This is a genomic window from Paenibacillus sp. OSY-SE (assembly GCF_000283315.1).
Classification (GTDB): Bacteria; Bacillota; Bacilli; order Paenibacillales; family Paenibacillaceae; genus Paenibacillus_B; species Paenibacillus_B profundus.
This window is the reverse complement of the sequence record NZ_ALKF01000159.1, coordinates 19,454-32,671: the sequence shown is the minus strand read 5'-3', so window position 1 is coordinate 32,671 and position 13,218 is coordinate 19,454. Positions and strand designations below refer to the sequence as shown.

Here is a 13,218-nt window from a genome sequence, read left to right as displayed (position 1 = left end):
GAGATGAGCAGAAGAAAGAGTTTTTCATTATTGCTGGCTTTGTTGTTGGTTGTATCCATATTTACTGCCTGTACGGGCGGGAACAATGCGGCTAACGAAAGCTCTAGTTCGACGAATCAGCCGGCAACCGGCACGCCGAAGGAAGAAGAGAAACCATCGTGGCAAACAGAAAAGATTACGCTGAAGTTTGCAAGCTGGGAAACCCCGGAAATGGAAGCCAAGCTGTTAGAAGCTTTCATGCAGAAACACCCTAATATTACCGTTGAGAAAGATAGTTCCATTAACTGGCCTTGGACGGATTCGCTGACTGCGGCAGCTAGCGCCGGCAATCTGCCAGACGTATTTTGGGTAGAGAACGTGCCAGTTGGCGTGGAGAATGATTGGCTGTATGACCTGACGGAATTATGGGATGCTGACGAGGAAACAAAAGCCATCTATCCGAACATTGCGAAGCAAGCGGTATATGGCGGCAAACGCCTGGCGTCGCCTACCTTCCAATTCATCATGGGCGTCTTTGTGAACAAAACGCTGCTCGAGAAAAACAACATCCCGCTGCCGGGCTACGATTGGACGATTGATGAAATGATCGACATCGCGAAGAAAGTATCCAATCCGGCAGAGCATATTTACGGGATTGGCGGCCCGTGGGGCAACCTGTCCTTCGATGAGCATTGGCCGGCGTTGAGTGATGCATCTATGGGCAACAGCACCTTTGATGGCGAGAAGTTTCATTTCACGAATCAGCAATGGATTGATGGCTACAATCAGAAGCTTGAGCTTCGCCGATTGAAAGTGGAGGAGAAAATGACCGGTGAAGAGAAAAAAGCCGTGTTCGGAGACGAAGGGGCATGGCCTATGCAAAAAGGGCACGTTGCGCTCGGGATCGACGGTTCTTGGAACATGGCAGCATTGGGGGCGCAAATGGAAAAGGATGGAGCAGGCAAGCTTGATTTCTATCCGTATCCCCGCGGCAAAGCGGGACAAAGAATGCCGATCGTTCTGGACTACATTGGCATATCCTCCACGACGAAGCATCCAGAAGCCGCTTATGAGTTAATGAAGTTCATGACGTGGAGCAAAGAAGGCTGGTTGACTCGTCTCGACTTGAATAAGGAATTAAATATCGATATCGATAAATTCCCGGTTGCCGAATTTTCGGAAGTGTGGGAGAAAATGGACGGACAGTTGAAGATGGAGGGCGTGAAAGCGGCAATCAAGCTGTTTGATCAAGCGGTGCCTGGCTTCGGCAAAACGCTCCCGGGCTGGAGAGAATACAATGTCTGGCTGAATGATGAGCAGAAGCTGTCTGAAAAATTCGTTAAAGGCGAATTGAAGCCAGCGGATAAAGCGAAAGAGATGGAAGACAAGGCGAATGAGTTCGTCAGCCAAGCGATGCAACGAATAAATCAATAAACGCCATTGACCGTAGGTGCGAGAGAATATGCCAAGAGGTTTTTCAAAAACCCCCCCTTTTGATCGCGCATGTTAACTCTTTCGCACCTACGGCATTACTAAAGAAGTAGGCAGGGAAGAGACCATGAAAAAAACTTATCGAACATTGCTGATATGCATCATGATCGCAACTCTTCTTGTTGGCGGGTATAAGGCGCCACGAACGCAAGCGCAGGCGGAATCGGAGCAGCCAGTGCCGCTACAGGCTGGTGAAGTTGAGAATGCACGTCAATTGCTTGAGCCAAGCTACACGGAAAAGCTACAAGAGTGGTCCGAGGTTCCCATAATCCCAAATATACAAATTGCCGTGTCACCCAGCAAGGATGAGACTAACCAAGGCTTAATTGTTTCCCAGTCGGAAAGCTTCGGATATGGTGGAGATACGGTGCGTTGGAATAAGGATACGAAGGTCACATTGAATGTCAACGTCGAAGAACCCGGATTATATCAACTTGCTTTTGATTACTACATATTGAATGACAGTATTTTACCTACCGAGGGTTATTTGCAAATTAACGGACAATATCCGTTCTATGAGAGTCGCCGGATCCTGTTCCCGAGTCTGTGGGAGAACAAGCCGCTCGCAGAAAAATGGGATCGGTATGGCAATGAGCTGCTGCCTCGTTCACAGAAAGTGAAGCAATGGCGAACGGTATACGCCATGGATGCGAGTTATTTTCATATGGATCCGCTCAAGTTCAAGCTGGAGAGAGGCATAAACACCATAACGCTAGTCAACACCAGGGGGGAAATGCTGCTGGGCAATGTGAACATCAAAGTCCCTGATCAAATAGAAACGTATGATGATTACTTGAAGAGCCAGCCAACTGTAGATGAAAGCGTAAAACATATGGAGACGCTTCTGATTACCGAAGCGGAGCAGCCGCTCTTTAAGAACGATTCCTCCATTCGGGCGGCCTCGGCACGTGAAAGCCGGCTCACTCCGTACGACACGGAAAAGCAGCTGCTCAATATTATCGACCCGAGATCCTATGAAAAAGGCGGGCAGTCGCTGACCTGGGAGCTGGACGTGCCGCAGGATGGGTATTACCGCCTTGCATTCAAATACTTGCAGGAGAGCAAATACGATCTGCCTGTGTTCCGCAGAATTGAGATCGACGGAGTCGTTCCTTTTCGCGAAGTGGACAATTATGCCTTCCACTACACAAAGAAATGGAAAAATGAAACACTCGGCAACGGGGATGAGCCGTACCGATTTTATTTGAGCAAGGGGAAGCATACGCTGGCCATGACAGTCAACCTCTCGAGCATGCGTCCATTGGCTGAGGATATCGTGTCCAAGATGAAAGAGATCAGCCGCATGACGTTGGAAATCAAGAAGTTGACCGGCAACAAAGCGGACGCGAACCGAGATTGGAATCTGCTCGAATATATGCCAGGCCTGGATAAGCAGTTGCTGAAGTGGGCGGATGATCTGGATCAACGCTTTCTCGAAATTAGCATGCTGAATCCGGAGGTGGAGGAGATTGGCGAAATTGTGAATCTGAAGCTCGCTTCGAAGCAGCTGCGCACAATCGCCAAAAATCCGAACGAGCTGCCCAATCGTCTGAACCTGTTCTCAGAGGGCTCCGCATCCGCGGCCCAACTGCTCGGCACGCTGTTGCAGAAGATTTCAGAGTCTCCGCTTGCCTTGGATCGTATTTATCTGTTCCAGGATGAGGATGACAAGCTTCCATCGCCCAATGCAGGCTTTTTTGAAAAGCTGTGGGAAGCGATCAAACGCTTCTTCTTGTCCTTCACGAATCAATCCTACTCCAGCACGAACGAGGCGGAAGACGAACTGGAAGTGTGGGTGAACCGTCCTAGGCCATTCGTGGAGCTGATGCAGAAGATGATTGATGAACAGTTTACACCCGCAACGGGGATCGCTGTTAAGCTGTCCATCATGCCGGATGAGAACAAGCTCGTCTTGGCCAATGCATCCAATCGGCAGCCTGACGTTGCCTTAGGCGTCAGCAACTGGATTCCATATGAGCTGGCGATCCGCGGGGCTGCAATGGATCTGCGGCAATTCACAGGCTACGAAGAGATCGTCACACGATTCTCTAAAGGCGCGATGATTCCATTTTCCTTCGGGGACGGCGTCTACGCACTGCCGGAAACACAAAACTTCTGGGTGATGTTCTATCGGCAGGACATTCTTGACACGTTGAAGCTAAGTCCGCCGGATACGTGGGATGAAGTCGTGGAGATGCTGCCTGAGCTGCAGCGGCTGGGCATGAACTTCTACGAACCGCTTGCGCTATACAAAGGCTTCAAGCCGTTCAACGCGACGACGCCGTTCATTTATCAATTTGACGGAGAACTGTTCAGCGAAGGCGGCATGAGCACCGCCATTGACAGCGAGCAAGCGCTGGAAGGCATTAAGTTTATGACGGACTTATTTACCATTTATAATTTGCCGCAGGACGTACCGAATTTCTACCATCATTTCCGTTACGGCACGATGCCGGTCGGGATATCTGACTTTAATACGTACATTCAGTTGAAGGCGGCAGCTCCAGAAATCGCCAACATGTGGAAGATTGCTCCGCATCCGGGAGTGGAAAAGGCAGATGGAACGGTGGAGCGCTGGGCGCCGGCAGGCGGACAGACGGGTATGATCTTCAACGGGACGAAGTACACGGAAGAGTCCTGGAAATTTCTTGAATGGTGGTTATCCACTCCGATTCAAGTTGAGTTTGCCAATCTCATGCAGACGACCTTCGGCATGACCTACATGTGGAATACCGCCAACCTCGAGGCGCTGGAGCAGGTGCCTTGGTCGGAGGAAGACAAGCAAGTAGTTGTAGAGCAATTCGAATGGGTGCGGGAGCCGTCTCGCGTACCGGGCGCCTACATGGTTGAGCGGGAAATAAGCAACGTATGGAACCGAGTCGTGTTCAACGGAGACAATCCGCGGACTGCAATCGATGATGCGGTGGTGCGTACGAATCGGGAAATCCTGCGCAAAATGGAGGAGTTCGGCTACTACGCGGATGGTAAGATGATTAAGCCTTATCCGGTCCCGACCATATCAACGATAGACAAGTGGGTTGAGCGAAAATGAAGACACGCAGATGGAATGAAGCTTACCTGTTTCTGACGCCCTATATTGTAATGTTCGGAACGTTTATCATCATCCCGGTGCTGGTGGCGATAGCCCTCTCCTTCACTTATTTCAATACGGTGGAGATGCCGAGATGGCTCGGGTTCAAAAACTATATTGATCTGCTGACGCATGATGAGATTTTCATGCAGCATGTCCTGCCCAACACGATTAAATTCGCTTTGATCGTGGGGCCGGGCGGCTATCTCATCTCGTTCCTGCTCGCGTGGATGCTGGCGCAAATTCCACAGAAGCCGCGGACAATACTTGCGCTAATCATCTATTCCCCGTCGATGACGATGGGCGTCGCGATGGCGGTCGTATGGACGATCATCTTCAGCGGCGACCAGGCGGGGTACATCAACTCGCTTCTGCTCAATATGGGGTTGATCAATGCGCCGATACAGTGGCTGCAATCGCCGGAGCATCTGATGACGATCATGATCATCGTATCCTTGTGGAGCAGCATGGGGGTGGGCTTCCTCGCGATGTTCGCGGGGGTGCTCAACATTGATCAATCCATCTATGAAGCGGGATATATTGACGGTGTTAGAAACCGTTTTCAAGAAATATTTTATATCACGATCCCGTCGATGAAGCCGCAGATGCTGTTCGGCGCGGTGATGGCGGTCGTGACAACGTTCCAAGCCGGCGATATCGGCGTCCAGCTGTCCGGCGGCAACCCGACGCCGCAATATTCCGGGCAGCTCATCGTCAACCATATTTCTGACTACGGCCTTATTCGTTATGAAATGGGGTATGCAAGCGCGATTTCGGTCATTTTGATTATCGGTGTATATATGCTTTCGAAATTTTCCTGGAAATTATTCGGTGAGAAAGAATAGGGGGTGCAGGCCATGTCTTATCAAGGCACAAAAATGAATCCGTCCAAGTTTCACCGCAGTCAGCTGAAGTTTTATGCCATCCTTATTCCATTGGCGTTCTTTATGATGCTGCCGATTATGTTTATTATTTTTCATGCTTTTAAGCCGATTGATGAGCTGTTTGCATTCCCGCCGCGCTTTATTGTACAGAAGCCGACGCTTGATAACTTTAGGGAGTTGTTTTTTACGACGTCGACATCCGGCATTCCGTTCAGCCGGTTCATATTCAACAGCTTGCTGGTCACCTTATCGGTCATGTTCTTTTCGGTATTCATAAGCTCATTGGCAGCTTATGCCATGTCAAAGATGAAGTTCAAGCTGCGCAAGGCGCTGTTCGAGGTCAACACGCTTGCCTTGATGTTCGTGCCGATCGCGGTGCAAATTCCGCGTTATTTAGTCGTCGTGCAAACTGGCATTCTGGATACGTATTTTGCTCATATTTTGCCCTTGCTTGCGATGCCAATCGGCTTGTTTTTGCTCAAGCAGTTCATCGATCAGGTGCCTGACGAGCTCAAAGAAGCCGCCGTCATCGATGGGGCGAGCGAATTTACGGTATTCCGCAAGGTCATCGTGCCCGTTATTATGCCGGCACTAGCTACCGTTGCGATTTTAGCTTTCCAGGCCGTGTGGAACAACCTTGAGACTTCGAACTATTATGTCAACGATGAAGGCTTGAAGACGATGTCCTTCTTCATGAGCTCGATTGCGTCACAATCCGGCAACACGGTCGCCGGTCAAGGGATGTCCGCTGCCGCTTCCCTAATTATGTTCGTTCCGAACCTGATCATTTTTATATTGCTGCAAAGTAAAGTCATGAACACGATGGCGCATTCAGGTCTGAAATAGAGGAGACTACCATGAGAAACGTTTACGGCAAAATCATGCTGCTTGTTCTCGTCGTCTTTCTATGGCTTGACTCCTCATCCGCAGTATCGGCTGAGGCGCCATACAAGACATATACGGAAGACCATAACAGGCAGTTTGTTCGAACCCAGGACGCTTATTATCCTGCGGGATCGATTGAAAAGGTGGGGGAATTGGAGTTTTCCGGACCTTCCGACCTTTATATTGACGCTCACAACCGGATTTATGTCGCGGATACGAACAACCACCGCATCGTCGTGACCGATGAAGCAGGCCGCTTGATCCGGACGGTCGGCGAGGATGTCCTGCAGTCCCCGACCGGTGTGTTTGTCGATGCTCAAGGCTTTGTCTATGCAGCCGATGGCGGGCTTGGCCAAGTCGTAAAGTTTGGCGAGGACGGAAGTGTGAACCACACGTACGAGCGTCCGGAATCTCCTCTGTTCGGCAAGAACAATCCGTTCAAGCCGTTGAAGGTGGCGGTCGATAAGCGCGGCAACGTATATATCATTAGTGAGGGAACGACGAACGGGGTCGTTCAGATGAGCTCGCACGGCGACTTCCTTGGTTATTTCGGAAGCAACGAATCGCAATCAAGCCTGCGCATTATGTTGGAGCGGTTCTTCTTCACCGATGCGCAGCGGGCGAAGCTGTTCAAAAACGTGCCGCCTTCTCCGACCAACATCGCGATTGATGAGAAGGGATTAATCTATACGATTACCCAAGGGGATGAGGGCAAGTCCGTCAAGCGCTTCAACATTTCCGGCTTCAATCTGCTGCCTGTGGATATGACATTTGATCCGTATTACACGGATGTGTACCTTTCCAAGAGCGGCAACATTTATACGCTCAGCCAAACGGGCATCATTTTTGAATTCGATACAGAAGGCAATCTGTTGTTCTCGTTCGGCGCTCCCGATGACGGGAAATCACGTATCGGCTTGTTCCTGAACGCTGCGGGCATCGCCGTCGATTCCCGAGAACATCTTTATGTGCTCGATAAAGAGCGCAACAACATTCAAATTTTCGAGCCGACAGAATTCACCGGTCTGGTCCATCACGCACTAGAGCTGTATAAGGAAGGGCATTACGTCGAGAGCCGGGAGCCATGGAGCCAGGTGCTGAGAAGAAACAACCTGTTCGATTTGGCGCACAAAGGTTTGGCTGACGCCTATTACAAGCAGCAATTGTATGCGGAATCGATTGAGGAATATGTAATCGCGAACGATAAGGAAGGGTATTCGAACGCCTTTTGGGAAATACGCAACCGCTGGCTGCAGAACAACCTGATTGTTGTCATTTACCTGGTGCTCGCCTGGCTCCTGTTGCGAGTGCTGCTGCGATGGGTGCAGCGTAAAACGCGCGTCTTCGATCCGGTGCTTCGCATCAAAAGAAACATGATGTCTATCGCGTTTATCCGCGAGGTGCTATTCCTATTCCGGTTCATCAAAAATCCGTTCGACGGATTCTATGGCATCAAGGAAGAGCAGAAGGTATCGCTATGGTCCGCAACGTTTTTGTATGCGCTCTTTTTTGTGGAATATGTGTTTGCACTGTATAATACGGGGTTCATTTTCAACAATATGGAGCCTTCCAATCTCATTCTAATGAGGGAGATCGCCAAAGTATTCGCGCCGTTTGCGCTGTGGATTATTTCCAATTACTTGGTCAGTACGATTAGTGAAGGGGAAGGCAAGTTTTCAGAAGTGTACAAAGGGACCATTTATGCAATGGCGCCATACTTGGTGTTCAGCCCGATTATCGTGGTTGTCTCTAATGTGCTGACATTTAATGACGCATTTTTGTACAGCTTCTCCAGTAATATTGTCATCGTATGGTGCGTGGTGCTGATGTTCATCAAGGTAAAGGAAATTCATGATTACACAGTTGGCGGAACGATTCGCAATATATTGATTACGCTGTTCGGCATGCTGATTCTGAGTCTAGTGCTGTTCATTGTTTATGTGCTGTTGGATCAGGTGTTCGACTTTGTATACTCTGTCATACGGGAGCTGATGGTACGTGCGGAACTCTAACTGGATAAGGACTCTCGTAACAGCTGGCATCGTATTGATAGCCGCAATTGTATTCTATTTTGTCTTTTTGAATAACGGGCCTGAACATAAGGACATGGGAGCCAGCTCGACTGCCGAGCTGCAGGCGGCTTTTCCCGATCATGCCAAGCCTGGAGCGCCGCTGTCATCCGAATACCGCAAGGTAGCGGAGAGTGACCGGCTTGAGCTGCGGCTCAAGGAAGCCAGCTTGTCGATTCAAGTGGTGGACAAACGTTCGGGCTATACGTGGTCTTCCGAGATAACGGATACGGAAGCGAACGAATCGTGGAAAAACTTCATGGCGTCCGGCTTGTCACTCGACTATTTCGAGCAGGAAAAGCCGAATTCGACCCGGACGGATTTGGTATCCCAGACCAATAAATCGGTTGTGTTCGAGCCGATTGAGAACGGGTTTAAAGCCATCGTCCGTCTGAATGATCTCAAGCTTGGATTGGATCTTCACGTCAAGCTGGAAGACGACCAATTGGTCGTCCATATTCCCCAGCACAGCATTGTCGAAGGGGAGAAGGTGAAGCTGGGGTCTGTGTATATCTATCCGTTTCTTGGGGCGACCAAAGCCGGTGAAATAGACGGATATATGTTCATTCCCGACGGCTCCGGAGCGTTGATTCGTCTTGCGGACAACAAGGGGAAATTCAAAATCCCGTATGAAGCCAGAATTTACGGCATGAATGAAGGAATCGAGACCTCAAAGCGTGATATGTATACGAATCCGCCGCATGCCGTTCAGTATCCGGTATTCGGCATCGTGCACGGGGAAGGTGGCAATGGGCTGTTTGGCATTGTGGAGAACGGCCAATATAACGCCAAAATCTTGGCATATCCGAACGGAGTGAATACACCGTATAACTGGACGACGGCGCAGTTTCTGTCCCGTGAGTCTTATCTGCAAATGACGAGTCGTACGCTGGGGGGCATCGTTGTCTTCGAGAAAGAACGCAATCCAGAAGATATGCAAATTCGATATAAGTTCTTGAACGGTCAGGATGCAAGCTATGTCGGCATGGCCAAAACGTATCAAAGCTACTTGGCTGACAGGGGCGTGCTTAAGAAGATGGAAGCCGGCAGCGATGCGGCGATACCGATGCAAGTGGATGTTCTGGGAGCTGAAACGGAAAATGGGATGTTCGCACAGCGTCTCATTCCGGTGACGACCGTCGCGCAGCTGGAAGCGATGCTCGCCGATATGAAGCAGAATGGGATTGGAAATGTGAACGTTGTGTATAAAGGCTGGAACGAAGGCGGGCTGTCTGGCACAAGTCCGGCACCCGTAAAATACGAGACGGCGCTCGGCTCCGCGGATGACTTTGCGCGGCTGGCGGCAGCGGTATCGCAGCAAGGCGGACAGCTTCATCTGTATAGCGATTTTACAGCCGCTTATGAAGGCTCTGCACGATTTTCCGCCCAATCCGATGCAGCCAAGAAAATCGATAAGTCCATTATCACGTTGCCGACTTACCAAAAAGTGTACGACACGATGTATTACTTGTCTGCGGATAGCACAAGGGACATCGTGCAGCAAAATAAGAAGCAATACGCCGATCTGAACGTGTCGGGAGCAGCGGTTGACACGACCGGATCCGTGCTGTTCTCCGAATCGGTAGACGGCAAGCCGTCGGCCCGCAGGAATACGGCGGACACGTATATGGCAGCCATGAAGGGGCTCGCGGAAACGGTGCCTTCGGTGCTGATGTATTCACCGAACGATTACATGCTTCCTTATGCCGATCAAGTGCTGGAAGTTCCGATGGACTCTTCGCAGTACATTTATGTCAGCGAGGTGGTGCCATTTGTGCAGATGGTACTGAAGGGCTACAAGGATTATTATGCGCCTTACACCAACTTCTTTGCCAATCCGCAGACCAGTCTGCTGCGCATGATCGAAACGGCATCGTATCCGTCCTATTACTTGACGCACGAGTCTTCTTACAAGCTCAAGTTTACGGATTCGAACGATGTCTATACGTCTGCGTATGCAGATTGGCGCGAATCGATGGCAGACGGCTACCGTATTCTGAATGAAGCGCTGCAGCCGATACGTTACGCTGCAATCGAGAACAGGGCACGTTTCGCTGCTGATGTTGTGCAAGTAACATACGACAATGGAATCGCCGTTATCATCAATTATGCGAACCGTGACTTCCAGGGGGAAGACATTACCGTGCCGGCGAACGGCTTCCAAGTAATCGAGGTGAACCGCTGATGGCCCGGATTAGACTGACGAACAAGCGCAGAAAGGCGCTTATCGGATTGACGTTCGTCTCGCCATGGATCGTTGGATTTCTCATATTCACCATGTACCCTATGCTTCACTCGATGTTTCTCAGCTTTCATCGGGTGAAGATTACGCCAACGGGGATCAAGACGACGTATGTCGGCTTTGAAAACTATAAGTATGCGTTCTTCTCGGATCCGGCATTTGTAGAGAAGGTGCTCAAGTATCTTCAGGAAATGGCGCTCAATGTGCCGATTATCGTCGTGTTTTCCTTGATTATCGCATTGCTTATCAATCAAAAAATTAAATTCCGCGGATTGTTCCGGACGATTTTTTTCCTGCCGGTCATCATCACGAGCGGACCGGTCATCAACGAGCTGCTTAACCAGGGTGCCACTTCCATTCCGAATATTGAGCAGTATGGCCTGTTCACGATGATCGAGAACAGTCTGAATCCGGTTATAGCCGAGCCCATTATGTATTTGTTCAAGCAGATCATTATGGTGCTATGGTTCTCCGGCGTACAAATTCTCATTTTTTTGGCTGGTCTGCAAAAGGTGGATCAATCCATCTATGAGGCTGCCCGCATTGACGGCGCATCTTCATGGGAAATATTTTGGAAGGTAACGCTGCCTGATCTGATGCCGCTCGTCATCGTCAACGTCATCTATACCATCGTTTACGTATCGACGTTCGCTTTGAATGAGATCATCATCTTGATCAAAAATAACATGTTCAGTACGATTACCGGCTTTGGTTACGCTACTGCGGTAGCGTGGGTCTATTTCATCATTATCATGCTCATGCTCGCGATCTGGACCGGATTGCTCAGCATGAAGAAACGATAAGGAGGGGAGCGCCATGTGGAAAAATCGATCGATCAACACGGCGAACAAATTCCGCAAGCGGTTGTTCGGCATGGGAGAAAACGATGGCTTTGTGTTCAAGGCGGTGGTGTATCTCCTTCTCATCGGAATCGGCTTCGTATACTTGTATCCGATGCTGTTTATGCTGGTCAACAGCTTCATGAGCTTGGATGATTTGGTGAACTCGATGGTAAAATGGATCCCTTCGACGCTGTATTTCGAAAACTATGCGAAGGCGTTGAAGGTGCTAGATTACAAAACAACGCTGCTGCAGACACTTATGGTCGCAGGGGTGCCCGCGCTGCTGCAAACCGTAGCGGCTGCTATCATCGGATACGGCTTTGCCCGCTTTGACTTTCCGCTCAAGAAGCTGCTGTTCGGATTGATGCTGGCAACCTTCGTCATCCCGACGCAGATTACGATGATGCCGACCTACCTGCTGTTCAAGAAATACGAGCTGCTCGGTTCATTGGAAACGTTCATCTATCCGGCCATACTCGGGCAGGGCTTGAAGAGCGCTTTATTCATTCTTATTTTTTATCAATTTTTTAAACGCATACCGGCAGTGTTGGAGGAAGCGGCGGAGATCGATGGGGCGGGCAGCTTGAAAATTTTTTACCGCATCGCTATACCGATGGCTGTCCCTTCGATTATTATCGTGTTTTTGTTCTCATTCGTCTGGTACTGGAATGAAACGTATTTAGCCGGACTTTATTTCGGCAACGAGTTGACGATTTTGCCGCTGGAGCTGCAGCGATTCGCCGACAGCTACAACAAGGTGTATCCGCCGGGCAGCCCGGGCAACCAACTGAACGAAGCGATCAACCTGGCCGGTACGATGCTGACGATAGCTCCGCTGCTAATCCTATACTTCGTGCTGCAGCGTTGGTTTGTGGAGGGCGTTGACCGCTCCGGAATTACGGGCGAGTGAGTAGCTGATGGGGGGCGATACATATATGGGGAAGGAAGCAAATGTTCCGCAGGAGAAGCGAGGTTGGAAGCTCTTGTGGAACGACGAGTTTGAAGGGGCAGACATCGACATGACAAAGTGGCAGCATCAAGTCGGCGGCTGGGGCTTCGGCAACAATGAGGACCAATATTATACGAGTGATGCGGCCAACGCGTATCTCTATAACGGCAAGCTCGTAATTAAGGCAATGAAGCAGGAGTATGGGGGCAAGCCGTATACGTCCGCCAAGCTGGTCACGCAGGGCAAAGCGGATTGGACCTATGGAAGATTCGAAATCCGCGCCAAGCTGCCGCGCGGGAAAGGAATGTGGCCCGCCATATGGATGATGCCGACGGATATGCAGAAGTACGGGGGCTGGCCGAGCTGCGGTGAAATCGACATTATGGAATATCTCGGTCACGAGCCGAGAACAGTGTACGGAACGTTGCATATGGGGAATCCGCACATCTATAGGGGCGGACATGTGGAGTTGGAGGCGGCGTTTGCAGACAATTTCCATCTGTTTGCGCTCGAATGGACTCCGACGGAAATGAGATGGTATGTCGATGACGAGGAGTACTACCGGACATCGACATGGTTTACACGCAACAATGAGGACGCTGACAATGAGCCTTTCCCGGCGCCGTTCGACCGTGCGTTCTATTTACAGCTAAACTTGGCCGTCGGCGGGAATTGGCCGGGCTATCCAGATGACACGACGGTGTTTCCACAGACGTTCGAGATCGATTATGTTCGCGTCTATCAGCCTGATGACGGACGCTACGATGGAAACAACGGTTCGTGATT

Annotated in this window: 9 protein-coding genes; all 9 read left to right on the top strand. The window is 50.2% G+C overall.

Annotation, left to right across the window (positions count from 1 at the left end):
* Positions 1–3 precede the first annotated feature (3 nt).
* The 9 genes from A372_RS0107010 to A372_RS33450 all read left to right on the top strand — a co-directional run bounded on the left by A372_RS0107010 (position 4) and on the right by A372_RS33450 (position 13,216).
* Entirely contained in the window at positions 4–1,413 is a 1,410-nt protein-coding gene (locus A372_RS0107010) for an extracellular solute-binding protein (RefSeq protein ID WP_019420120.1), read from the top strand.
* A 124-nt stretch (positions 1,414–1,537) separates the two neighbouring features.
* Positions 1,538–4,522 (top strand): extracellular solute-binding protein, encoded by a 2,985-nt coding sequence (locus tag A372_RS0107005; protein ID WP_019420119.1) that lies wholly within the window; start codon positions 1,538–1,540, stop codon positions 4,520–4,522.
* Positions 4,519–5,406 carry a carbohydrate ABC transporter permease gene (locus A372_RS0107000; protein ID WP_019420118.1) on the top strand — a complete coding sequence of 296 codons (888 nt, stop codon included), beginning with the start codon at positions 4,519–4,521 and terminating at the stop codon, positions 5,404–5,406. The genes A372_RS0107005 and A372_RS0107000 overlap by 4 nt, the downstream gene beginning before the upstream one ends.
* Positions 5,407–5,418: 12 nt before the next feature.
* Entirely contained in the window at positions 5,419–6,291 is an 873-nt protein-coding gene (locus A372_RS0106995; RefSeq protein WP_019420117.1) for a carbohydrate ABC transporter permease, read from the top strand.
* An 11-nt stretch (positions 6,292–6,302) separates the two neighbouring features.
* On the top strand, positions 6,303–8,342 hold the full coding sequence (locus A372_RS0106990; protein WP_019420116.1) for a YIP1 family protein: 2,040 nt from the start codon (positions 6,303–6,305) through the stop codon (positions 8,340–8,342).
* A complete protein-coding gene (locus A372_RS0106985; protein WP_019420115.1) occupies positions 8,329–10,584 on the top strand; it encodes a DUF5696 domain-containing protein in 2,256 nt (751 codons plus the stop codon). Before A372_RS0106990 ends, A372_RS0106985 begins: the two co-directional genes overlap by 14 nt.
* On the top strand, positions 10,584–11,444 hold the full coding sequence (locus A372_RS0106980; RefSeq protein ID WP_019420114.1) for a carbohydrate ABC transporter permease: 861 nt from the start codon (positions 10,584–10,586) through the stop codon (positions 11,442–11,444). Before A372_RS0106985 ends, A372_RS0106980 begins: the two co-directional genes overlap by 1 nt.
* Positions 11,445–11,457: 13 nt before the next feature.
* Positions 11,458–12,393, top strand: coding sequence for a carbohydrate ABC transporter permease (locus A372_RS0106975; RefSeq protein ID WP_019420113.1), 936 nt, complete (start codon positions 11,458–11,460; stop codon positions 12,391–12,393).
* A 25-nt stretch (positions 12,394–12,418) separates the two neighbouring features.
* Positions 12,419–13,216: a glycoside hydrolase family 16 protein gene (locus A372_RS33450; RefSeq protein WP_019420112.1), complete on the top strand. Its 798-nt coding sequence runs from the start codon at positions 12,419–12,421 to the stop codon at positions 13,214–13,216.
* Positions 13,217–13,218: the final 2 nt, after the last annotated feature.